16 protein-coding genes and 1 tRNA gene are annotated in these 23,706 nt (G+C 55.2%); 8 read left to right on the forward strand and 9 right to left on the reverse strand.

Annotated elements, in window-relative coordinates; genetic code table 11:
* Nucleotides 1-350: 350 nt before the first annotated feature.
* Entirely contained in the window at nt 351-1,415 is a 1,065-nt protein-coding gene (locus tag SH421x_RS20800; RefSeq protein WP_488851938.1) for a PLP-dependent cysteine synthase family protein, read from the forward strand.
* Nucleotides 1,416-1,428: 13 nt separating this feature from the next.
* Here the strand turns inward: SH421x_RS20800 and SH421x_RS20805 are convergent, their stop codons facing one another.
* Nucleotides 1,429-2,118 (reverse strand): helix-turn-helix domain-containing protein, encoded by a 690-nt coding sequence (locus SH421x_RS20805; protein ID WP_488851939.1) that lies wholly within the window; start codon nt 2,116-2,118, stop codon nt 1,429-1,431.
* Between the two features lie 231 nt (nt 2,119-2,349).
* Here SH421x_RS20805 and SH421x_RS20810 point away from each other — a divergent pair, with 231 nt between their 5' ends.
* Nucleotides 2,350-5,646 carry a bifunctional proline dehydrogenase/L-glutamate gamma-semialdehyde dehydrogenase gene (locus SH421x_RS20810; protein ID WP_488851940.1) on the forward strand — a complete coding sequence of 1,099 codons (3,297 nt, stop codon included), beginning with the start codon at nt 2,350-2,352 and terminating at the stop codon, nt 5,644-5,646.
* A 29-nt stretch (nt 5,647-5,675) separates the two neighbouring features.
* Here SH421x_RS20810 and SH421x_RS20815 read toward each other — a convergent pair whose 3' ends face one another.
* From SH421x_RS20815 to SH421x_RS20825, 3 genes are all read right to left on the reverse strand, one after another.
* Complete coding sequence (locus SH421x_RS20815; protein WP_488851941.1) at nt 5,676-6,755, reverse strand: Lpg1974 family pore-forming outer membrane protein; 1,080 nt, start codon at nt 6,753-6,755, stop codon at nt 5,676-5,678.
* Between the two features lie 465 nt (nt 6,756-7,220).
* Nucleotides 7,221-7,418, reverse strand: coding sequence for a hypothetical protein (locus SH421x_RS20820; protein WP_488851942.1), 198 nt, complete (start codon nt 7,416-7,418; stop codon nt 7,221-7,223).
* A 441-nt stretch (nt 7,419-7,859) separates the two neighbouring features.
* Nucleotides 7,860-7,931 (reverse strand) — tRNA-Gly (locus SH421x_RS20825).
* Between the two features lie 265 nt (nt 7,932-8,196).
* Here SH421x_RS20825 and SH421x_RS20830 point away from each other — a divergent pair.
* From SH421x_RS20830 to SH421x_RS20840, 3 genes are all read left to right on the forward strand, one after another.
* Entirely contained in the window at nt 8,197-9,771 is a 1,575-nt protein-coding gene (locus tag SH421x_RS20830) for a C25 family cysteine peptidase (protein WP_488851943.1), read from the forward strand.
* Nucleotides 9,772-10,016: 245 nt separating this feature from the next.
* On the forward strand, nt 10,017-13,127 hold the full coding sequence (locus SH421x_RS20835) for a PSD1 and planctomycete cytochrome C domain-containing protein (protein ID WP_488851944.1): 3,111 nt from the start codon (nt 10,017-10,019) through the stop codon (nt 13,125-13,127).
* Nucleotides 13,128-13,175: 48 nt separating this feature from the next.
* Entirely contained in the window at nt 13,176-14,633 is a 1,458-nt protein-coding gene (locus tag SH421x_RS20840; protein ID WP_488851945.1) for a DUF1501 domain-containing protein, read from the forward strand.
* Nucleotides 14,634-14,815: 182 nt separating this feature from the next.
* On the opposite strand, the gene SH421x_RS20845 is transcribed toward SH421x_RS20840, so the two are convergent.
* A complete protein-coding gene (locus SH421x_RS20845; protein ID WP_488851946.1) occupies nt 14,816-15,955 on the reverse strand; it encodes a hypothetical protein in 1,140 nt (379 codons plus the stop codon).
* 257 nt (nt 15,956-16,212) lie between these two features.
* Between SH421x_RS20845 and SH421x_RS20850 the strand changes: the two genes are divergently transcribed.
* Nucleotides 16,213-16,677, forward strand: coding sequence for an FKBP-type peptidyl-prolyl cis-trans isomerase (locus SH421x_RS20850; RefSeq protein ID WP_488851947.1), 465 nt, complete (start codon nt 16,213-16,215; stop codon nt 16,675-16,677).
* A gap of 31 nt (nt 16,678-16,708) precedes the next feature.
* Here SH421x_RS20850 and SH421x_RS20855 read toward each other — a convergent pair whose 3' ends face one another.
* Both SH421x_RS20855 and SH421x_RS20860 read right to left on the reverse strand, forming a co-directional pair.
* A complete protein-coding gene (locus SH421x_RS20855; protein ID WP_488851948.1) occupies nt 16,709-18,085 on the reverse strand; it encodes an excinuclease ABC subunit UvrC in 1,377 nt (458 codons plus the stop codon).
* Nucleotides 18,086-18,161: 76 nt separating this feature from the next.
* Complete coding sequence (locus SH421x_RS20860; RefSeq protein WP_488851949.1) at nt 18,162-19,970, reverse strand: phospho-sugar mutase; 1,809 nt, start codon at nt 19,968-19,970, stop codon at nt 18,162-18,164.
* A 176-nt stretch (nt 19,971-20,146) separates the two neighbouring features.
* Between SH421x_RS20860 and glmM the strand changes: the two genes are divergently transcribed.
* Nucleotides 20,147-21,487, forward strand: coding sequence for a phosphoglucosamine mutase (gene glmM / locus SH421x_RS20865; RefSeq protein WP_488851950.1), 1,341 nt, complete (start codon nt 20,147-20,149; stop codon nt 21,485-21,487).
* A 178-nt stretch (nt 21,488-21,665) separates the two neighbouring features.
* Here the strand turns inward: glmM and SH421x_RS20870 are convergent, their stop codons facing one another.
* Nucleotides 21,666-22,166 carry a TrmH family RNA methyltransferase gene (locus tag SH421x_RS20870; RefSeq protein WP_488851951.1) on the reverse strand — a complete coding sequence of 167 codons (501 nt, stop codon included), beginning with the start codon at nt 22,164-22,166 and terminating at the stop codon, nt 21,666-21,668.
* A gap of 86 nt (nt 22,167-22,252) precedes the next feature.
* Between SH421x_RS20870 and SH421x_RS20875 the strand changes: the two genes are divergently transcribed.
* Nucleotides 22,253-22,873: a TlpA disulfide reductase family protein gene (locus SH421x_RS20875; protein WP_488851952.1), complete on the forward strand. Its 621-nt coding sequence runs from the start codon at nt 22,253-22,255 to the stop codon at nt 22,871-22,873.
* Nucleotides 22,874-22,923: 50 nt separating this feature from the next.
* Here the strand turns inward: SH421x_RS20875 and SH421x_RS20880 are convergent, their stop codons facing one another.
* Nucleotides 22,924-23,454, reverse strand: a complete 531-nt coding sequence (locus SH421x_RS20880; protein ID WP_488851953.1) for an ArsR/SmtB family transcription factor — start codon at nt 23,452-23,454, stop codon at nt 22,924-22,926.
* Nucleotides 23,455-23,706 lie beyond the last annotated feature (252 nt).

The following is a 23,706-nucleotide window of genomic DNA, read 5'->3' on the forward strand; positions in this document are numbered from 1 at the left end:
CGGGTCATCCACGGCATAATGTTCTCGGAACGTACATCGGGACGAACGGCGCCCCGCAGTTCCATGGGAGAGATTTGTCCGTGACCGGCAAATCTGTCTCTGGAGTATTTGGCACAAGTCCACCCCAACAGGATTGTGGAGACACAGAGCGAGCTCGCTTCGTGGAACACTACGACGATCCCCCTAGCCATTCCCCTGACTGTCGGCAAATTTCTCGTTTTTACGAACAAAGTAATCACATCAATTGGCGGAAAGCCGACTATCGCGACCCGGGAATCTCCCATTAGACTGCCAGGGTCTCGCTCTGTTTTTTTTTGCTCTGATTGCCTTCAACCAAGAGCCTGCTGCCGATGACTAGCGCCTGGGTAAGCCGTGCGATTTCCGCGATCGAACGTGACTTTAACCGCTCTGCCGACACGCATTTGATTCAGGTCCCCTGTCTGCAGTTGCCGAACATTTCGATCTATCTCAAGGATGAGTCGATTCACCCTTCCGGCAGCTTGAAACATCGCTTGGCTCGATCGCTGTTTCTGTACGGTATCTGTAACGGGTGGATCCGAGAAGCGACGCCGATTGTCGAAGCCTCTTCGGGCAGCACGGCGATTAGCGAAGCTTATTTCGCCAAGTTGCTAGACCTGCCATTTCATACGGTCATTCCGGCCAACACTTCGCGCGAGAAGATCAAGAAGATTGAGTTCCTCGGCGGCGTTTGTCATCTGGTCGATGGCGGCGATATCTATACCCATGCAGAACAAATCGCCGTCGAGCTGGGTGGCCATTACATGGATCAATTTACTTTCGCCGAACGTGCGACGGATTGGCGCGCCAACAATAACATCGCCGAGTCGATGTTTCGGCAGATGTCGCTGGAAGCCGACCCCGAGCCAAAGTGGGTGGTCGTATCGGCCGGTACCGGCGGTACGTCGGCTACGATTGGACGCTACATTCGCTATCAAAAGCTGGCGACCAAACTGTGTGTCGCCGACCCCGAAAATTCGGTTTACTACGACTTCTATCAGACCGGCGATCGTAGCGTTACTTCGTGCGGTCCGTCACGGATTGAAGGGATCGGTCGTCCTCGGGTCGAAGCCTCATTTCTGCCGACGGTCGTGGATCAAATGATCAAAGTAGAAGACGCGGCGTCCCTAGCCGCGATGCGCGTGCTGGAATGCTTGCTCGACCGCAAATGTGGTGGTTCGACCGGCACCAACTTTTGGGCGACGATGCAAATTGTGGCCAAGATGGTCGAGCGTGGGGAGAGCGGTAGCATTATCACGCTGATCTGTGACGGCGGTGATCGCTATCTCACAACCTACTACGATGACGCGTGGATCGAAAAACAAGGACTCGATCCCGCGCCGCACGAAGCTTGGTTACGCAACTTTCTAGAAACCGGCCAGCCGAGCGATTGCTAGCGACGCGGCCTCTCTACAGAGAGGCCGTCGCTTGACGATAGCGAGCCGGCGTCAGCCCTGTTACTTCGCGGAACTTACGCGTCAACGCCGCTTGATCGTAGAAGCCGGTATCGATGGCGATCTGTCCGACCGACAAAGCGGTCTCGCGCAACTGCTTGGCGGCCGCGTCGATGCGCAGCTTGGTTAACAGTTGTCGCGGCGAGAGCCCTGTGATCTTGCTGATGCGACGTTCAAACTGACTCGCCGACATATTGGTCTTCTCGGCCAGATCGCCGATTCGTAGCGGCTTGCTGAAATCACGATGCAGCGTATCGAGCGCTACTTTCACTGCGCCCAACTCTTGCCCGTCGTCGGCGCGAATCTCGAGATCGCGCGAGATGCTCGCCAGGGCGATCACTTCGCCAGTGCTGGACCGAATCGGCGCTTTGTGCGAGACAAACCAACCAACGTCACAGTCAGCCCGCGTGATCATCTCCAACCGATCTTCAATGTTAACGCCGCGTTGGAAGACTTCGTCATCCTGCTGTTCATAACCGGCAGCCAACATCTCAGGAAAGACTTCGGTGGCGCGACGATTGAGCACTTCACTAACCGTCTTCTTAAGGGTCGCGGCGACCAATGCATCATTGGCGGCCACATAGCGACGATCGCGATCTTTGATGCAAAACAAAACGTTTGGCAAAGAACGAAACAGAGTTTCCATCGTCTCTAAACCGGGAGATTCCGAATAAATTTCAGCCCGTGACGAAGTCATAGTTGCGCGATTCAAAACTGGGTCCCCTCACATAGTTTGCGGTTTTCCGCCGAACCCGCCTTTGTAGTTTTTCTTCACCGCTAGAAATTGTAATCGCAAGACAGTCGGCGTACAGAGACCTAGAATTGTAAAAAACCAGCTTTTGGCAGAACTATCTTTCCTCATGATGACGTATTCGCCATGATTGTTGAAGAATTTCACAATAGCCCCCCCAGCGAGTCCTCTCTAAGTGATGAGCGGTTCGACTCGGTGATCGCAAATCGCACCATCGAATTGGCCAAACAACTGCTTGTCGCCGCGAATCAAAACATTCGCCAAAGCGAGAAAATCCAGAGCGAACAGCTCGCTCGCATGATGAATGACACGGCAGGCAAAGCATTTACGTTGGCGATGGTTGACGAAACTTTCCGCAGCGACAACCCTTCGCGTCAGGCGCAACGTTGGCGCGGCCTCTTGCGCAAGTTCGGGTTCCCACAATATTTCTCGTGGGTCGACCGAACTTTACTAAGAATCGCCAGCGCGGTCAGCGTGGTAGCGCCGCAGATCGTGATGCCGCTGATCGCCGCTCGGATGCGAACCGACTCTTCCAACGTGATTCTTAACGGTGAAATGAGTCAGTTACGCCGTCACCTAAAACAGCGCGTCTCACAAGGTTTCTCAGTCAATCTAAATCACCTGGGAGAAGCGGTTCTGGGTGAAGCAGAAGCGCAGAATCGGCTTCGCATTGCGCTCGAATATTTGCAACAGCCCGAAGTCACCTACCTGTCAGTCAAAATTTCGGCAATCTTCAGTCAGATCAACCTGACAGCCTACGATCAGACATTGGCGGCGATCAAAGATCGCCTGCGAGTGATTTATCGCGCCGCGGCGCCTCTCGGCAAGTTTGTGAATCTCGATATGGAAGAATATCGAGACCTGCGCCTGACGCTAGAAGCGTTTCAACAAGTGCTGTCGGAAGCGGAGTTTCATCACTACTCGGCCGGAATCGTCCTCCAGGCCTACGTACCTGACTCGTGGAACGCGTTGCAAGAGCTGGCCGCGTGGGCTAAAGAACGTGCCGCCGCAGGCGGCGCCAAAGTCAAAGTTCGCCTAGTCAAAGGCGCCAATCTGGCGATGGAAGATGTCGAAGCCGAACTGCACGGCTGGCAATCGGCCCCCTATCGCACCAAAACAGAGACTGACGCCAATTATCGCCGCATGCTTGAGTTTTGCGTTCAGCCAGAACATGCGGCGGTGCTGCGAGTCGGCGTCGCTTCGCACAATCTGTTTGACGTTGCATTAGCGTTGACCTTGCGCGAACAGTTTGGAACCAGTGATGCGGTCGAAATTGAAATGCTGGAAGGGATGGCCAACCACCAAGCGCGCGTTGTGAAGGAACAGGCAGGCGGGCTGCTCCTTTATGCGCCTGCGGTGCAGCCCAAAGATTTCCAAAGCGCCATGGCCTATCTCGTCCGACGGCTTGACGAAAACACGTCACCGCAAAACTTCTTACACGATCTTTTTGGGCTGACGCCTGATTCGCCGGCTTGGCGAGAGCAACAGCGGCGGTTTATCGAAGGGTGGGAACATCGACACGATGTGGCTTCTATCTCGCGACGACAATTGCCGGTCCTCGATCCCAATCGCGCTGCTCACTTTTTGAACGAATCTGACAGCGATTGGACGCAAGCAGCGACGCGTCAGCAGCTAAACGAAGCAATCGCCCAGTGGGCTCCAGCCATGCCGCCGGAGCCAGAAGATCTAGATCTCTCGCTCGATCGCGCCGTCGCAGCCGGGCAGCGCTGGTCGGCCGAATCGATCGCGCAGCGAGCCGAAGTTCTGCATCACGCGGGCCAAGTGATGCAGCAACGACGCTTTGAGTCGATTGCCGAAATGCAGCAAACGTGCAGCAAAACAATCGCCGAAGCGGATAGCGAGATCTCCGAAGCGATCGACTTCGCGCGTTACTACGCCCAGCACTATCCCAACGACACGGGAATTGTCAGCCAGTCGCTCGGCGTTGTGGTGATCACTCCCCCGTGGAATTTCCCCTACGCAATCCCGTGCGGCGGCGTGCTGGCCGCTTTGATGGGGGGCAACGCCGTCTTGCTGAAACCAGCGCCCGAAACGATCGACATCGCCTGGCGGCTGGTACAGCAACTGTGGGAAGCTGGCGTCCCCCGCGACGTGTTGCAGTTCTATCCTTGCGCCGACGGCGAGACCGGCAAACGCCTGATTACCGATCCGCGCGTCAATGCAGTTGTCCTGACCGGGGCCTATCAAACGGCTCGACTGTTCCAGTCTTGGCGTCCCTCGCTGCGTCTGTATGCCGAGACAAGCGGCAAGAACGCGCTGGTCATCACGGCCCAGTCCGATCGTGAACTAGCGGTCAAAGATCTGGTTCGCTCCGCCTTTGGACATGCCGGTCAAAAGTGCAGCGCCGCCAGCTTGGCGATTGTCGAAGCCGAAGTTTACGACGATCCAATCTTCCAGCGGCAGTTGCTGGACGCGGCGGCTTCGCTGCAAGTCGGACCGGCAACCGATCGTGCAAGCGTCGTCACTCCGCTAATTCGAGAGCCTGAACCAACTCTCCTGAAAGCGTTAACACAGCTCGATGAAGGGGAAAGCTGGCTGCTCACACCCCAACGTTCGTCCGACGATCCCTGCCTGTGGAGCCCTGGGATTCGACTCGGCGTTCGACCTGGATCTTGGTTCCACAAGACCGAGTGCTTTGGTCCGGTGCTGGGATTGATGCGAGCCGAGAATCTCACCCAGGCGATCGCCTGGCAAAACGATGTCGAATTTGGTTTGACCGCCGGCATTCACTCACTCGACGAGCGAGAACAACGGCAATGGCGCGAGTTGGTCCAGGCCGGCAACTTGTATATCAATCGGCCGACAACTGGTGCGATTGTGCAGCGCCAACCGTTTGGCGGCTGGAAGAAGTCGTCGATCGGCCCAGGTTCTAAGGCTGGCGGACCGAACTACGTTTCGCTGTTCGCTCGCTGGTCCGATGCATCGGCCGATGTCGCCCCGTCGACGGTCGAGCACAATTATCGCGCCGCGTGGAAAGAATACTTTTCGTTAGAGCATGACCCCTCGCATCTGGCATGCGAAAGCAACATCTTCCGCTACCGCGCGGCCCGCGGAGTGATCCTACGTTTACCGTCAGCAAATGCCGCGGCTGTGGCTTGGGCGGAACTCGCGTCGCAGTTGACAGGGACTCCACTGCTAGTGAGCGTGGCGAGCGAAGAATCAGACGCCGACTTCGCTGCATGGCTCTTACGCGAAGGCAGCAAGTTTGAGTTTCTCCGCACGATCGCCGTACCAAGCGACCCGGTTCTGGCCTCGGCCCACCAAGCGGGCCTCAACTGGATCGACGCGCCGCTAACGGCCAGCGGCTATGTCGAGCTTCGCTATTGGCTACGAGAACAAGCGATAACCCGCACGCTCCACCGCTATGGGCAGATCGCCGAACAATCACGCACTTGCACCTAGCGTGGAAGTGCGTGGGGCCAGACTTGGACTTAGAAGCCGACCACGCAAGAGAAGTAGAGACCTTGCAAACCAAAGTCTTGATATTGCGTCAAAACTAAACCGTCGGCTGCATCATCCGGAAAGGCTTGTCGACTAATCGCATTGAAGTAGTTGTTGACTTCATAGCCGGTCGACAACCGCACCTTGCGCCCGCAAACACAGCGGTCGTAATTCAGGCCAACTCCGATGTGGAGCGCCGGAATAATTCGCGCGATCGAATTATCTTCTAAACTAATCACGTTATCAGGGGCGCCATCGCCGCCCGGGTATTGTTGATAAGTCGATGCCTTTGCCGTAGCAAGCAAGAGACTGCCGGTCGAGTTCATCGTAAAGGATAGGCGTCCGTCTCCGCAGTCATCGCCGCAAAGTAAGTCATAGCCAACAATGAAGCCCATCTCGGGGCCAATCCCTCGCATTTGAGACCTATAGACCTCCGTGGCATAAAATGACGGAGAGTCATAGAGATAGCTCTCGTTGACGCTAACATCGGCGTATTCAAACCCAAATTGCAGCCCCAGATCGAGGCTGCAAAGGTTGAGTGGTTCGGTAAAGAGCGCGTCAATTCGATTATGGGTGATGTCCAAATTGGCGTTCGCGGTTCCCGTATATCCCTCAAAGAGGGAAACAAGATCCGCAGCCCCAATGGAAGCCCAGAGATTATCACCGGTAACCAACGTAGATTTGTTGGTATCGAGACGAGTCCAGGTTACTTGAAACTGGCCCGGCGAGTTCACAAACTCGTAAGCGGCGCCCAAACGAAATGCAGCCTGAAACTGCGGGTCATTGTTAATCCGTTGCCCAGACGGAACCGTGGATGCGTTGGGCGCATCGATGACAAAGTAACTGTCCATGCCTGTCGGTTGAACCAACAGCAGATCCGCAGAAAACTTCCAGCCACCATGACTCCCCGGCGCCATCGCGGGCACGCCAGCGATTGGCAACTGGTAAGAAACCTGCGAGGCTTCCACTGGCTGTGCTATAGGCGACTGGTCTTGCGCCGAAGCAGAATCAACCGGCAAATAGAATCCTAGTGCCAGCAGAGATGAAAGCATCCATACTTTCGAGGGCATACTTGTTCTCTTGTGTTGTCAAAAATCGCAACAAGCCACAGTAACCACTCCGGCGATTAGTTAGCTTGCGAATTTAAGATCGACGCTTGCGGGAAGTAGCAAGCATTTTTTCGATCCTGACGTCAAAGTCGACGCAACCTAACAAGTGCAAGAATGGAGCTAGCGGTTTGTGCGGATGGATGATTCGCACGCTCCGGCGCATTGGGCAGATTGCCGAACAACCGAGCAATTGCACCGAGCGTACAAGTGCGTTCTGTTTTGGACGTGGACCTAGAAGCCGACCACGAGACCTTGTACTCCAAAGTCTTGAGATTGCGACATCATCAACCCGTCGGCGACGGCAACCGACGTAGAGTTGCTGGTATCTAATCGAGTCCAAGTTGCCTGAAACTGCCCAGGCGAATTCGTAAATTCATAGGCGGCGCCAAACCGAAACGCGGGCTGAAACTGCGGATCGTTGATAATTCATGGCCCGGTTGGACTGACCGATGCCGTGGGAGCATCGATGACAAAATAACTATCGATGGCCGTCGGTTGAACAATCAACAAGTCGGCGGATAATTTCCAACCAGCCTGATCCCCTGGGGCCATCGCCGGAACGCCAGCAATCGGCATTTGATAGGAAACTTGCGAGCCATCCACTGGCTGCGAAGCAGGGGCCAATTAATCTTGTGCCGAGACAGCATTGACCGGCAAATAGAATCCTAGCGCGAGCAGCGTTGGAAGCATCCATACTTTCTTGGGCATTCTGTTCTCTCTTCCGGGGTCGAAATCAAGCCAACTCGCAACCACCCATCAATCTGGTGGTCAATTTACCTATCCATCCATCGACGCATGCGGCAAACTGCAAGCAATTTTTCGAGAGAGAGGGGGTTAATACCGCACAACCCGCCTAGGACACAAGAAATGCTATCAGTATGGGCAAGTGGATTGACCACCATGGATCGAAACTACCATCTGCTGGGTGACGATTGCCTAAGCCGTCCAGAGTGGCATAAGTGATTTGCTCACAAAAACTTGGGGCGAAGATTCTGGTTCGATATCAAACGAAAACAGCCGGATGATATCTTCCCCAAAGGGCTAAATCATCCGGCTATTTACAAGAGCGGGAGACGAGGCTCGAACTCGCGACATCCAGCTTGGGAAGCTAGCGCTCTACCACTGAGCTACTCCCGCATTTTTTCCTCAAGCAACATTAATATAGCGTTCCCCTGCGATGCAGCAAGCGATCAGCCGCGGGAACCCGACCAGGGGTGAAACTTCCCCGTTTTTCTACAGGTAAGATCGTTACGCTTGGCAGGATCGTCTAAGTTGGGAACAGATGCGTCTTGCCTGCGGACGGAGCTGGCGAGTACACTTCTTCGCCCCGGTCGCCTGATGGCCTCTGTTCTCAGCGATCTACGCCTATCCGCTTTCATCAATCCTTGCGGCCGACAACACCATGTACGGAACGATCGCCGCCGCCTTAGCAACTTTGGTTCTGGGTGCGGCTCCTCAACTGCCGACTGATACGCTGGTCGTTTGCCCCGCACCGCTGGTTACGGCGCTTCGCCCTTGGCTTGATCATCGCGCCTCCCAGGGGCGTCAAATCGGTCTGATCTCCGAGACCGCCTCCAAAGAACGCATCCGCGCCGCGATCCGCGAAACGGCCAAGTCCGGCGCGTTACGCTGGGTTGTGCTGGTCGGAGATGTTCCTGGAGCGGAGCCTACGCCAGAAGCCCCAGGCGTTCCGACGCATGAGATGGACGCTGTCGTCAACGTTCATTTTGGTTCTGAACCAACGCTGGCGACCGATAACTACTACGCCGACATCGATGACGATTGGTTACCGGACGTCGCGATTGGACGCTTGTCGGTTCGGACGGCTGAGCAGTTGGAAGTGGTCGTCGCAAAGATCTTAGCCTACGAGCAGGATGTCTCACCCGGCGCTTGGCGACGGCAGTTGAATGTGGTCGCCGGAGTAGGCGGGTTCGGCATGCTTGCGGATACGCTGATGGAATCGATCACCAAAAAGTTTTTGACCGACGAGATTCCCTCTTCGTTTGAAACCAAAGTCGCCTACGCCAGTTGGCATAGCCCCTACTGCCCTGACCCGCGCGAGTTTTGCGACGAGACAGTCAATCAACTGAATGCCGGCTGCCTGTTTTGGATTTACATTGGACATGGGCAGCGGCGCTATCTTGACTACATCCAAGTCCCCGAGCGCCGTTACTATCCGATCTTTACTGCCAAAGACATTCCCCGATTGAATTGCCAAAATGGTTCGCCAATCGCGATATTTCTGGCTTGCTACACGGGCGCATTTGACGAACCTCAAGATTGTCTCGCCGAAGAGATGCTGCGCAGCCCTGGTGGTCCGGTCGCGATCTATGCCGGCTCACGCGTGACAATGCCGTATGCAATGTCTGTGATGGGGGCGGAGATGTTAGAAGAATACTTTGACAATGATCGCGAGACGCTGGGCGAATTAATCCTTCACGCAAAACGGGATATGGTCGGCGCGACCAACAAAAGCGGCAATCGCAAATTGCTTGACTCTCTGGCAAGCATGGTCAGCCCCAAACCGAAGCTGTTAAAAGAAGAACGCCGTGAACACGTACAGTTGTTCAACCTAATCGGCGATCCCTTGCTGCGATTGCCACGAGCCGAGACGGCGCAAATCGAATCTCCTGCCGTGGCCAAGGCGGGCGAAAAATTGTTGGTCAGCGGCGTTTCGCCCGTCGCAGGCAAAGGGCGACTTGAGATCGTCTGCCGTCGCGACCTACTGACGTTTAAGCCCCAGCCACGCATCGACTACGATCAAAGCCTGCCCGAGTTTCCTAATATTTATCAGCAAGCGAACGATCGCCGCTGGCACAGCGTTGAGCTTGAACTGCCAGCAGGGCCCTTCCAAGCCGAGATTCCGCTGCCGTTGCATTGTGTTGGCGAGTGCCACGTCCGACTCTTCGTCGAAGGCGCCGAGCTGTGCGCATTGGGAGCGTGCGACGTACTCGTTTCTCCCGCCGTCAGCGAGTAGCTGCTCGCCGTAAGTCGTTACCCGGTCTGATCCTGCTGGGAATGAGCGAGACGGCAAAACGCCACCCAACGCATCGATCTCGTCTGTTTTTGAAACAGATGGCCAATTGTAGACAAAAAAGGATCGATGCGCTCTTCAGTGAATGATATAATGCAGGCCTGCGTTATTCCCTTCCAATCGGGTGGGTCCCTCACTCCCCACATCCGTCGCTCTCCATTTTCCTACCTCACGTGTCAGGTACCGGCATGAGACTTTCCTCAGCTAGCTCTCCCTGTTCATGGATGATTATCGGCGTGTTGATCTCGCTGGGCTGGATTCAATCTGGTCGAGCGGAGGAAGCGATCGATTTTGGCGCCGATATCCGGCCGCTCCTCTCGAACAATTGCTACTCGTGTCATGGTCCAGACGAAGAGCATCGCAGCGGCGGATTCCGGCTTGATCTGGAAGAGAGCGCGTTAGGCGCAGCTGACTCTGGCGAACATCCTATCGTTGCCGGCAATGTTGACGCCAGTGAGATCATTGCGCGGATCATGAGCACCGATCCCGATGTGATGATGCCGCCGCCAGATTCCAACAAATCTTTGAAACCGGCAGAGATCGCGAAAATTCGCCAGTGGGTCGCTGAGGGTGCGAAGTACGAACTTCACTGGTCGTTCCAACCGCTGACACGGCCAGAACCGCCGGCGATCAAGCAAGCTGCATGGTCGACTAATCCGATCGACCAGTTTGTACTCGCGCGAATTGAGAAGTTGGGGCTGTCGCCCGCTGAGCCCGCCACCAAAGAGCGCCTGATTCGGCGTGTGACATTTGATCTGACCGGTTTGCCGCCAACATTGGCCGAAGTCGACGCATTCTTGGCGGACGAGTCTCCCGACGCCTACGAGAAAGTGGTTGATCGATTGCTCGCGTCTCCCCACTACGGCGAGCATATGGCGCGATATTGGCTTGACGCCGCTCGCTTTGGCGACACGCATGGTTTGCATCTCGATAACTATCGCGAAATGTGGCTTTACCGCGACTGGGTCATTCAAGCGTTTAACAACAACCAGCCGTTTGATCAGTTCGCCGTTGAACAACTAGCCGGCGACTTGCTCGAAAACCCCACCGAAGCTCAAAAGATCGCCAGCGGATTTAATCGCTGCCATGTGACGACCAACGAGGGAGGCTCGATCAAAGAAGAGGTTGAAACTCGAAACGTGATTGATCGAGTTACGACCACCGGAACGGTCTTCATGGGACTAACCTTCGAATGCACGCGTTGTCACGATCACAAATATGATCCACTGACAATGAATGACTTTTACTCGATGTACGCCTTCTTCAACAGCTTTGACTACAACCCCATGGATGGCAATGTCAAGGATCCTGCGCCGACGCTCCGCATGATTTCGAGCGCCGACCAAGAGAAGATCGCCGCGCTGCAGCAAGAGATCCAGCTGGCCCAAACCGAGATCGGCGAGCAGCTAGCCGCATTCGACTACAAAGAGCCCGAAGCCGCTGCTCCCGAAGAGGATCAGCCAATTGAAGTTGTTTGGATCGATGATGACACCCCGGCAGGCGCCAACCTGCAAGCCAACCTCTATCCCTGGCAATGGGTCGAAGCGCCAGAGCCGGTTTTCGCTGGCAAACGCGCCTCCAAACGAACCAGCAAAGAGCTCGATCAACACTTCTTCACCGACGCGAATCCGCCGCTAACCGTCTACCAAGACGACTTACTATTTACTTACGTCTATCTTGACCCGGCCGATCCGCCGAAAGAGATCATGTTGCAGTGGAACAACGGCAACTGGAACTTTCGCGCCTACTGGGGCGAGAACCTGATTCCTTTCGGATCCGAAGGTACCGTTTCGCGACAACGTCAGGGAGATCTGCCTGCTTTGGGCGAATGGGTTCGCCTTGAAATTCCGGTCAGCGCTTCCGGTCTCAAGCCGGGTGACAAGATCAACGGCTGGGCATTTACCCAGTGGGGTGGAACAGTCTATTGGGACAAGTCAGGCGTCGTGACACGTGAAGGTCGCCCGCGTGCTTATCGTTCATTAGCTGCATGGACGACTGAGCTAGCGGCCAAGGAAAAGCCGACCGAGCCGAAAGAAATTGTCGCCCTTGCCAAGAAAGCGGCGGAACAGCGAAGTGAAGCGGAACAAAAGCAGCTTCAGCTATATTTTGTTGAACACGCATTTTCAGAGACGCGTGATATTTTTTCACCGCTCCATAAAACGGTTGCCGCCAACGAGAAATCAATCGCCGAACTGACCAACGCGGCGCCAACTACGCTGATCTCTAAGGAGAAGAACGAACCTGTCCCTGCCCATATTTTGCTACGCGGCGAATACGATCAAATCGGCGAAAAAATCGGGCGAGCGACCCCAGGCATGCTGCCGCCGATGAAAGCAGATGCGCCCCTCAATCGATTGGGACTGGCTCAATGGTTGGTCGATCCTCAGCATCCGCTTACTGCTCGCGTGACGGTGAATCGACTTTGGCAGCACGCTATGGGAACTGGATTGGTCAAAACGGCCGAAGACTTCGGCCTACAGGGAGAACCACCAAGTCATCCGCAATTGCTGGATTGGCTCGCTTCGCAGTTTATCGCCGATGGCTGGGACGTCAAAGCAATGATGAAACGGATCGTGCTCTCGTCGACCTATTGTCAGTCATCAAAAATGTCGCCCGAGAATATCGCTCGTGATCCCGGCAACCGCCTGTTGGCCCGCGGACCGCGCTACCGTCTCGACGCCGAAATGATTCGAGATCAAGCGCTGGCGGTCAGCGGATTGATGGTTGATCAGATCGGCGGTCCCAGCGTCAAGCCTCCGCAACCCTTAGGTCTGTGGGAAGCGGTGGGATATAGCGGCAGCAATACCGTTAAATTCCAAGCGGATGAAGGTCACAAAAAAGTCCATCGACGCACGCTCTACACGTTCATCAAACGGACTTCACCGCCGCCGCAAATGAGCACGCTCGATGCCCCTTCGCGTGAGTCATGTACGGTCCGACGAGAGCGGACCAACACGCCGCTGCAAGCACTGATGCTGATGAATGATCCGCAATTTGTCGAAACCGCCCGCGCACTCGCAGCACGAACCCTCCAAGAAGGAGGAGAGACGCCGGAGTCTCGCGCCAGCTTCCTGCTTCGCTTGTGCATGAGCCGAGCCCCCCACGCACCAGAGGTGACGGAAATCGTGCAATTGGTCAACGCCGCGCAAGATCACTTTGTCACTGATCCGAAGGCGGCTGCTGCGTTGCTTCAAGAGCAAGCCCCTAAGGTCAGTGATGCCGAAGCGGCTGATGCAGCGGCTTGGACACTGGCGGCGAACCTGGTGCTGAACCTAGACGAAGTTATTACCAAGAACTAGCTCACCCCTGCCGACCAATCCCCGGCCCCCTCCTAGGAATGTCGAATCATGGATCCACGCCAAGAATACGGATTGGCCCTTTCGCGCCGCCATTTCTTCAAACTCGGCGGACTCGGGCTCGGAACGGCTGCGCTCAGTTCGATGTTACCGCAGCGCACGGGGGCGGCTCCTCTTTCTACCTCTGGTGGGCTCCCTTCGGTTCCTCACTTTGCCCCCAAAGCAAAACGAGCGATCTATTTGTTCATGGCCGGCGCGCCGAGTCAGATGGACCTGCTCGACTACAAACCAAAAATGAACGACTGGTATGACAAAGATCTGCCAGAATCGATCCGCGCAGGACAGCGTTTGACCACCATGACATCAGGCCAAACGCGTTTTCCGATCGCGCCCTCGAAGTTCAAGTTCACCCAGCATGGGCAGTCCGGCGCTTGGTTTAGCGAATTGATACCGCATACCGCAAAGTTAGCGGATGATATCGCCGTGGTTCGCTCGGTGCATACCGAAGCGATCAACCACGATCCGGCGATCACTTACATTTGCACCGGAAATCAGTTACCAGGTCGCGCCAGCCTGGGCGCTTGGCTCAGTTATGGACTCGGTTCAGAGAACAAAGACCTGCCGTCCTTTGTCGTGATGACCCCCAACTGGTCCGGCCGGCAGCAAGCTCAAGCTTTATACAATCGACTGTGGGGCTCTGGCTCTTTGCCAAGCAAATACCAGGGAGTCGCGCTCCGCAGTCAGGGCGATCCGATTTTGTTTCTGTCGAATCCTGACGGGGTTAGCGGGGATCTGCGTCGCCGCATGCTGGATTCGCTTGGAAGCATGAATCAACAAGCTTTCGCCGAAATTGGCGATCCAGAAACGCAATCTCGGATCGCCCAGTATGAGATGGCGTTCCGTATGCAAACATCGGTTCCAGAGCTAACCGATCTGCGTGACGAGACCCAGCAGGTTCTGGACATGTACGGCCCCGAAGCAAGCACCCCAGGCACCTTTGCGTCCAGCTGCTTGATGGCTCGTCGCATGATCGAACGTGACGTTCGCTTCGTCCAAATTTTCCACCGCGGCTGGGATCAGCATGGTAATTTAGGCGGCGACTTGCCGAAGCAGTGTCACGATATCGATCAGCCTGCCTGGGCTCTGATTCAAGACTTAAAACAACGTGGTCTGCTAGATGATACGTTGGTGGTTTGGGGTGGTGAGTTTGGTCGCACGGTTTATTGCCAAGGGGGATTGTCGCGAGAAAACTATGGCCGCGACCATCATCCACGCTGCTTCAGCATTTGGATGGCAGGCGGCGGAATCAAGCCTGGCGTCGTTCACGGCGAGACCGATGACTTTGGCTACAACATCACCAAAGACCCGGTTCACATCCACGACCTGAATGCGACCATTTTACATTGCCTGGGAATCGATCACCGCAAGTTGTCAGTGCAGTTCCAAGGTCTTGATATGCGGCTGACCGGCGTCGAAGAACACCAAGCGGTCCGCGATATTTTGATCTAGAGCTCCCTGGCTCTAGATCCGGTTTTCAGCAGGGATCAACTTGTTCGTCTCGCTGATCCCTGCCGTCGACGCGCTGCTCGGTTTGTCGCCTCACCCAAAGTGCCCACGGAGAAGAGGGGGCGGTGCAACTCGCTTTGCCACGTGCTTTGCGCCGACGGCGACCTCGCGCCACGGCATTTCAATTATGGCTTCTGACTAACATAGACCGGCTCTTGAGCTTCCTGGTGCTCGGCGATCAACTTGTTGGCACGCGTTTGCACATCCTGGTCCTGCGACTTGCTGACCAGTTGCTCAATTTCGCGATGGCGAGTGACCAGTTCTCGCACTGCCGGTTCCAACAACATAATCTCGGCCAGTCCGCTACGGATGCCGACGGTAGTTGTCACGATTGCCGACAACGCACGGTTCAGGCCGCGGATCGTTTCGGCGTTATGGACCAACTCGCCAATCGAATCCCGCATGCTCGACACGTCTTTATGAATCGCGTCAATCTGTTGCAGGTTCCCTTGAGTCATCGCGAGTCGCGGCGATTGCGAATTCAGATATTCGCAAATCCAGACCATTTCATCTAACGTCGTCAAAGCACGTCCCGAATTGCGACGATTGTCGGCCAGGGCTCCTTGCAACTCCGCCGATTGCGCGGCGACTTCGGCAGCCAAATTGAGCGCCGATTGAGCCGACGCTACATCGCCAGCCAACTGGCTTTGCTTGCTCAGGACCGCTGCGACCCGATCGACCGTCAGCTCGTTTTCTTCAAGCGATCCGGCAATCTGTTGCATCTTGGCCTGATTTTTGGCGAGCGAATCAAGCGAGCGTTTCGCCGAATCATGGGCCGAAGCAACAGCGATCAACTTGGACTGAACAACCTGTTGTTGATCGAGCGCCGCCGCTAATTCGCTGGCCAGACATTGCTGGTTCACGATTTGCAACTGCAACTCTTCCATCTGAGCCAATACCGCTGTGGCGCTGTCAATCCGCGAAGCGGCCATTTCGACTTTGGCGAGCGTGTGCTCTAGTTCGCCAGCCAAGAGTTGATTTTCGGCCAAGGAAGTTCGCTGACGACGAAGCTGACCAAGCAGCGAGTTCGTCTTTAGCGCGTCATCGGCATAGCCGGTCAATAGCTGGATATCTTGGCGAGATGCAGCAAGTTCCGTTTTGAGCGAAGCGAGCTCGCGATGAAAATCTTGCTGAGCAAAGAACATTCCGCCTGCCGCGCCGGCAGCGACGCCCAGCAAGATCAGGGCGAAAGTGGCGAATCCTGACCGCTCTCCGTTAGAAGCGTAAAGATCGTTGGAATCGTGATATTTCGAACGTGATGACATAGGTTTCCTCCGTGGCGAAATTGCGTTCTCTTTCCGTGATAGCCGCACTTACCTTATCGATTCACTTGACGCAAACAGAAAAGGGAAGTGCTGGCGTTTCCCCAATCTTTTCCCATCGACCTAGGAACAGCCTGTAAAACCGACATATCACGAAACCGGTCACCTGGGGCAAATCCGGTTTCCGCTGCTTTTGCAACTAGCTTGAAGACGATTCGGAACATAGACTACAGGCAATCTTTCTCTACTAGGGCTGCAAGATGAAAATTGGAAAACACACGATCGTCACCATCGACTACACGTTGAAGGATGCCGAAGGCGAGATTATCGACACCTCCAGCGGAGCCGAACCGTTGGTCTACCTGCACGGCATCGGGGCGCTAATCGCCGGAATGGAGTCGGGCCTGGAAGGCAAATCGCCGGGTGATGAATTCCAAGTCGTCATAACGCCCGAACAGGGTTATGGCGAATATGACGAAGAAGACGTCATGGAAATCGATCTAGCCGCGTTTGAAGACCCGACCATGGTGCAAGTCGGCATGGAGCTTGTCTTGGAGACCGAAGATGAAGGCGAATTCGCCGCGGTCGTGACCGAAATCGGGGAAGAAGTTGCGATTGTCGATCGCAATCACCCGCTGGCCGGCATGACGCTGCACTTTGAAGTTGCTGTGCGTGAAGTTCGCAAAGCGACCGCCGAAGAAATCGATCACGGTCACGCCCACTAGCCGGGCGCGGCTTGATGACAACGTTTGACGACTATTCGTCAAACGTACTTTTCTTCCGCAAGATATGGTGGTAGTGCTGCGCAAAGCGGTGCGCCTCGTCGCGCACATACTGCAACAACCGCAATGCAAATGCGTGTCGACTTAACCGGAGCGGCTCGGACTCGCCGGGGCGGAAAATTTCTTCCTCTTTTTTCGCCAGCGAAATCAGAGTCGGCGGTTCGATCTGCAGATCACGAAACGCGGCCAGCGCGGCATTGAGTTGTCCTTTACCACCATCTATCAATAGGATGTCCGGAAATACCTCTCCTTCGGCATGCAACTTTTTGAAGCGACGCGCTACCACTTCATGAATACTCCGAAAGTCGTCGATCCCTTTCACCCCTTTGATCTTGTAGCGGCGATAACCTGGCTTGAACGGCAAGCCATCCAAAAATTGCACTAGACTCGCAACGGTTTCGCCTCCTTGTAAATGGGCGATATCGACCCCTTCGATCGAACGCGGCGTGGTCGGCAGTTGCAAAACTTTACGCAGGCCCGCCAATCCCTTTTTGGGATCAATGTAAAACACCTCTGGCTGTGCGTGAGTCTCTAATTCGCCCCGTTCATCCAAACGCTCCAGCATGTCGATCTCGTCACGCAGTTTGGCCGCTCGTTCAAACTGCAGCTCCTTCGACGCGTCCAGCATTTCTTCCCGCAATTGCTTCAGCAGGCTATTCCGATTTCCTTCTAAAAACATCTGCAAACGGCGGATGTCTTTGCGATACTCTTCTTTCGAGATTCGCAAGTTGCATGGCGCTGTGCATTGATTGATACTGGCCAATAAGCAAGGTCGAAACCACTTCCAACGCTCGTCATTTTCATCAATGTCGAGACTGCACGTGCGAAACTTGAATATCCGCTGCAACACCTGAATCGCACCGCGCAGCGCGCCGGCGTTGGCGAACGGTCCGTATAGTTTGGCGTTCTTCTCTTGCGGTTCGCGGGTGAACTCGACACGCGGAAAATCTTCCCGCTGTGAGATCATCAAGTAGGGGAATGACTTGTCGTCTTTCAGATCTTTATTGAATTTGGGCTGAATGTCTTTGATCAACCGTGATTCCATCAGCAGCGCATCGACTTCGCTGTCAGTCTCCACAAAGTCCGCGTCGGCGATCTCTTTGACCCAATAGCCGGTTCGAATATCAACAGCCGCTTCGGCATTGAAGTAGCTGCTCGCGCGGCTACGCAGATTTTTCGCTTTGCCGACATAGATCACTCTCCCTTGGCTATCTTTCATCAGATAGACGCCGGGCGTGGTCGGAAACTTGCGCACCTTACCGGCTGCTAGCACAAACGGGACATGCTCTTGCGGCTTCCCCTCGGTCGAGTGGCTTTCGGGTTCGGTAGGTGAGTCGGCAGATTCGGTCATGCGCACAAAAAATGAGGGGGAATAAGTTCTCCCTCATTGTAGAGCGTCCCATACATTCGGGCAGGGGCGGCTTTACCTAGATCGAAGCGGCGAACGCTTTTAGCTCGGTTTCAAAGGCGTCGATCCGCTCCTGCATCGCTGACTTGGCCATGTCAATCAGCGACAGTTGTTCTGGCTCGACGTAGGTGAACATGTAAAACTTCACCTTCGGCTCGGTGCCAGACGGGCGAACCGCGACGTAGTTCCCTTCGGCCAGGTCGAGAATCACCATATCTCCCGGCGGACCGTGAAGCGGCGATTTCTCTCCTGCTGGTGTGACAATCACGTCGTTCTTGTAATCTCGAACACGCTGCAGCGCCATTCCTCCCAGCGAAGTCGGCGGCTGCTCGCGGAATTTGGCCATCAGTTTCTGCATGTTGGCCATCCCTTCCGAGCCTTCCATCTTTTGGTTCAGCAGATGCTCGGCATGATAACCATACTGCCACCAGAGGGATTCCAGCTTTTCATGCAGTGATTTGCCGTTGGCTTTGCACTCGGCCGTAAGTTCGCACAACAGCATTGCCGCGACGGCGGCATCCTTATCCCGTGCATACTGACCAACCAAGTAACCATGCGACTCTTCGCAGCCAAACAGGAAGTTGTCTGGCCCTTCTTCGTCCATCGTGCCGCCGATGTATTTGAATCCAACTTGCAAGTTGCCAAACGTCTTGACGCCGTAACCGTCTGCGATGCGGCGCACCATTTCGGTTGTCACAAGCGTTTTGACAACATAATTGTCAGCAGCGACGCCGACACCTGCTTTCTTTTTGCTTAGGACGTAGTCGCACAACAGCACGCCGATCTGATTGCCGGTAAACGTGCGCCATTCTCCCTTGATATCAAGCGTCACCGGCGCTGCGCAGCCGACCCGATCACAGTCCGGGTCGGTCGCCAATACAAACTCGGCGCCGATTTCTTTGGCGCGCTCAATCATCGCATCAAAGACTTGCGGGTTCTCCGGATTCGACACATGTCCCGGCACGTTCGGAAAATCGCCGTTCGGCTCAGCATGCGGGCCAAAGATCTCGTAGTCCGTAAAGCCGTCCGCCTGCAATGCGGGAATCACCGCCGAAGTCCCTACACCGTGCAGCGGCGAGTAGATCAACTTCAAATCGCGCGGTCCGCCAAAGCGTTGACTTTTGACATTTTCGATAAACGCAACATCTATTTCGTCGGTGCAAATATCGACGCTGCCGTTTTCCACTGCTTCATCAAAGTTGACATCCAACGGCAACGCTTCGACATTCATCACCCGGTCGATGATCGCTTTGTCGTGCGGCGGTAGAACCTGACCGCCGGTCGACCAATAGACTTTCACCGCATTGTCGCTGGGTGGATTATGGCTGGCCGTAACCATAATACCGCAGCTGCAACGCTTGTAGCGGACCAAGAACGAGAGTTCTGGAGTACTGCGGTAGTCATCGAGAAAATAGACTTTAAACCCATTGGCGACCATGATCCGAGCACACAACTCGGCGAATTCACGCGAGCGATGCCGCGTATCGTAGGCGATGCCGCAGGACAACGGGCCTTCGACGTTGTCATTGATGTACGAAGCGAGACCTTGGGCACTTTCGCCGATCGTCCGCTCGTTGATCGCATTCGAGCCGATCGGATACATCCGGCCGCGGCGACCGCCGGTTCCAAACGGAATTACCGTCCAGAACGCATCATCCAGGGCCTGCCATTTTTTTGCCTGAATGTGCTCGGCGACTTGCGAAGCGTAAGCCGCATAACGCGGCTCGGTCAGCCAAATCTTGATGTTTTCGGCAGCGCTGGCCGTAATCTTTTCGGCGCTGACGGCCGCTTGAACTTCGGTCAACAGTGGTTCGACTTCGCTGGTCATCGGTGCTCCTACAGCAATACGGCAGTTATTTTCCGTTTCGATTTTACGGCGGATGGGGAAGTTGCTTCAATCGGGCATTGCCAAGTTCGCCCTTGACTTTGCGGCGCCGTTACGGGGAAATTGGTCCCATAGCAGCGACCCGGACGATGGCGCCAGAGAATTACAAGGAAGAAACTGTGAAGGATCCAATCATCAGCGTTTCTGGCCTGCGCGGCGTTGTCGGTGAGTCACTAACTCCAAACATTGCAGTTCGATATGTCGCCGCATTTGCTCAACAACTGGGGCCAGGCCCCATTTTGATTGCCCGCGATGGTCGCCCTAGCGGTAAGCCGTTGGCCGAATTGATCGCCGGAACCCTGGCTTTTTGCGGGCGAGACGTGATTCAAGCCGATATCGCCGCAACTCCGACGGTCGGCGTTTTGACTCGGCAGTATCAGTGCGGCGGCGCAGTGCAGATCTCGGCCAGTCACAATCCTCCGCAGTACAACGGGATCAAACTAATGGGCGCCGACGGCCGCGTGATCCCGGCCGATCAGGGAGAATCGGTCCTGACCGCCTATCACGCAAACTCGGCCGCTTGGGTTTCTCATGAAAAACTTGGCTCGCGCAGCGATTGCGAAGATACTCTTTCGCAGCATCTGGAAAAAGTTTTGGCGATTGTGGATGTCGCGGGGATCAAAAAGCGGAATTTCCGCGTCTTGCTCGACTCCAACGAAGGCGCCGGCAGTTTGCTAGGACGAAAACTGCTGCAGGCTTTGGGCTGCGAATACGAGATCCTCGGCGATCAGGCGAGCGGTGATTTCCTGCACACGCCTGAGCCGACCGCCGCCAACCTGCAAGGGGTTTGCTCGAAGATCGTCGCGTCAGGCGCTGATGTCGGCTTTTGCCAAGATCCTGACGCCGACCGCTTGGCGATTATCGACGCTGCAGGGCGATACATCGGCGAAGAATATACCGTCGCGCTTTGCCTTGATCATGTGCTGGCCAGCCGTAAAGGCCCAGTCGTAATCAACTGCGCAACGAGCCTGATGAACGAGGCGCTCGCGAAAAAGCATGGCGCGCCGATCTTTCGTTCAGCCGTCGGCGAAGCGAACGTCACCGACATGATGCTCGCCAAACAAGCGATCTTTGGAGGCGAAGGAAACGGCGGGCCAATCGATCCGCGCGTCGGTTATATCCGCGACAGCTTTGTGGGAATGGCGATTGTCCTCGACGCGATGGCGGCCTCTAGTTCAACTGTCGCTGAACTGGCCGACTCGATTCCCCGCTTTGAGATCTTAAAGACCACCATGCCGCTGGATCGCGAGCAGTTGGCAGGTTCACTCGATCGATTAACGGCCCACTTTTCCGATGCACAGGCAAGTCGGCTGGATGGATTGAGATTCGCCTGGGATGACGCCTGGCTGTTGATTCGCGGCAGCAACACCGAGCCAATCGTGCGGATCATCGCCGAGAGTCCTTCGAACGATCGAAGCGCCACATTGTGTGAAGCTGCGGCGAAAGTGATGCAGGGATAGTCCACTCAGGGCAGCTTTTAGCTCCATACTTTCACAGCGTCTTCGCTGAGTAAGCAAGTCTTCAAACTGTGAAGAAATCATTCGCGCTGACCAAACGCATCACAGCATGCTCTTCCGTCGAAGACGTCGTAAGAGCATGGCGCCTGAGAATGTTCGTGGGGGGCGCAGCCCCAAGCCGTTATCCTTGCGGAAATTGCCGGCAAAACTCGTACAGCGCCATCGAGGTCGCAGTCGCCACGTTATAGCTGTAAGGCATTCCGTAGACCGGGATCTCCACCACATCATCCAACAGACGCAGTACGTCGTCTGGAGTTCCTTGGCGTTCATTGCCGATTACCAGCACGGTATTGCGGACGAACGAAAAGTGATGGATATCCTGCGAGTTGGTTGTTTGCTCAAGTCCGACCAGGCGATAGCCTTCGGCTTTTAGCTCTTTCAGGACCGGCGGTAGCGATCGATGTCGCGAGAGAGGCAGCTTTTCGGCGCCATCGCGGGCAATTTTTGGATCAATTTTCATGTTGCCGGTCACGATCACGCGAGAAACGGCGCAGCACGACGCCGCGCGGACGATGCGCGACAGATTGACGTTACTCCGCAACTGGCAACAGGCGACGATCAACTGTCGCGGTTCGTCAAGCGCCGAGGGAGGTTTGTGACGGAGATGTTCGAAATCAGACATTTTGGAAAGGCGAGTTGGGCGATAATCGAGAATTCCTTATGCTAGTGTTACCTTCCCCCCACGAATAGATAGCGAAAGCAAGACCTGTGAAATCTCGTTCCCCCTTGTCGCTGCTTGCCCTCGTAACGCTGGTCTGCACACTTGGTTGCTCCCCATCCAGCAGTCAAGGTCCAGCGAATGGAACCGGCGATTCATCAACGGATTCAACCAAACCAGCGGTGAGTCCCCCCAAAGAAGTCACCCTGCGTGTTTTGGACTACGATGCGATCCGCATGCTGATCGAAAGTCAGCGCGGCAAGGTGGTGGTCGTCGATTACTGGTCGACAACGTGCCCTCCCTGCTTGAAAGAATTCCCGGGCCTAGTCGATCTAGACCGACAGTACGCGGAGCAGGGAGTCGTCTGTATGAGCGTCAGTCTTGACTTTATTGGTGGCAAGAACAAAACCCCTGCTGGCGACATTCCGCGGGTCAAGGGATTTTTAGAAAAATTTGGCGCAACGTTCGACAACATCCTCGCTGGGGATGATACCGACACGATGTTGGAGAAGTTAAAGCTAGGATCGCCGCCGGCGGTTTATGTTTACGCACAAGACGGATCTCTGGCGAAGCGTTTCGATAATTCTAACGTTGCGTCCGAAGAGGACGCTTTTACTTATACCGATGTAGAAAATCTTGTCGTCGAGCTACTGGCCGCGAAGCACCGGTGATCGTTCGCGGCCAGTCTCTCGGACTTTGATCATTGCTCGCTTGGCTCGGTTTACTTTTCGACGGTGAAATAGCGGATGCAATGCTCTTGCACGCGAAGTTCACTGTTGTCGACTCCGGGAGTATGCCGGAACAGCAGGTCCATTAACTCACCTACGCGATCCGGCAGGATGCGGTAGAAGTTGTGTTTGCCGTCACGTCGTGAATCGACCAGCCCCGCGACGCGCATCAACGCCAAATGGTGACTGACCGCCGGTTGACTTTGGCCTAGCAACTCGCACAGTGTTCGAACATTCAATTCTTTTTCTTGCAGTAAAAAGCAAAGAATGCGTAACCGAGTCTCATCGGCTAAAAGCTTGAACAATTGGACGAGATCTTTCGCCGTGGCGTCGTTCAAGGGATCAGGGCCAACCGCAGACGGAGTGGATGCAGATGGACTCGATACTGCTGGATTTGCTGCTGCCTGAGTATCGATCGGAGCGTTTACGTTTTCTGTTTCGTTCGGCTGAAAAGCTCGCGGAGCCTGAGTAGCGGCAGGGCGATCCGAAAGCGAGCTGAACGCGTAATCTTGCGCTAGCGACATAAGCTAAGTTCCTTGTGTGATACATCTACCGCGCACGGAAATACGAAAGGTCGCAGACCGTGAGCGTCGAACAGCAGGATGCGTGAGCAAAACGCGGCAGATGTAACGCCGTTTGGTGCAAATGAGAAGTCGCGACTCATTTACGCGGCGCAACAAGGTTCCAACGAAGCGCGCTTGCGTACTGATACTCCTGCGGTCGACTAAACCTTTTCCGCAAAAGCTGTCCCAATCTTGTCGTTGCGATTTCCTTCG

The organism is Blastopirellula sp. SH421 (assembly GCF_057808535.1).

Excerpts from the sequence above, each read along its gene's own strand:
- SH421x_RS20800 (WP_488851938.1), top strand. The coding sequence starts at position 351 with ATGACTAGCGCCTGGGTAAGCCGTGCGATTTCCGCGATCGAACGTGAC.
- SH421x_RS20805 (WP_488851939.1), bottom strand. The coding sequence starts at position 2,118 with ATGGAAACTCTGTTTCGTTCTTTGCCAAACGTTTTGTTTTGCATCAAA.
- SH421x_RS20810 (WP_488851940.1), top strand. The coding sequence starts at position 2,350 with ATGATTGTTGAAGAATTTCACAATAGCCCCCCCAGCGAGTCCTCTCTA.
- SH421x_RS20815 (WP_488851941.1), bottom strand. The coding sequence starts at position 6,755 with ATGCCCTCGAAAGTATGGATGCTTTCATCTCTGCTGGCACTAGGATTC.
- SH421x_RS20830 (WP_488851943.1), top strand. The coding sequence starts at position 8,197 with ATGTACGGAACGATCGCCGCCGCCTTAGCAACTTTGGTTCTGGGTGCG.
- SH421x_RS20835 (WP_488851944.1), top strand. The coding sequence starts at position 10,017 with ATGAGACTTTCCTCAGCTAGCTCTCCCTGTTCATGGATGATTATCGGC.
- SH421x_RS20840 (WP_488851945.1), top strand. The coding sequence starts at position 13,176 with ATGGATCCACGCCAAGAATACGGATTGGCCCTTTCGCGCCGCCATTTC.
- SH421x_RS20845 (WP_488851946.1), bottom strand. The coding sequence starts at position 15,955 with ATGTCATCACGTTCGAAATATCACGATTCCAACGATCTTTACGCTTCT.
- SH421x_RS20850 (WP_488851947.1), top strand. The coding sequence starts at position 16,213 with ATGAAAATTGGAAAACACACGATCGTCACCATCGACTACACGTTGAAG.
- SH421x_RS20855 (WP_488851948.1), bottom strand. The coding sequence starts at position 18,085 with ATGACCGAATCTGCCGACTCACCTACCGAACCCGAAAGCCACTCGACC.
- SH421x_RS20860 (WP_488851949.1), bottom strand. The coding sequence starts at position 19,970 with ATGACCAGCGAAGTCGAACCACTGTTGACCGAAGTTCAAGCGGCCGTC.
- SH421x_RS20870 (WP_488851951.1), bottom strand. The coding sequence starts at position 22,166 with ATGTCTGATTTCGAACATCTCCGTCACAAACCTCCCTCGGCGCTTGAC.
- SH421x_RS20880 (WP_488851953.1), bottom strand. The coding sequence starts at position 23,454 with ATGTCGCTAGCGCAAGATTACGCGTTCAGCTCGCTTTCGGATCGCCCT.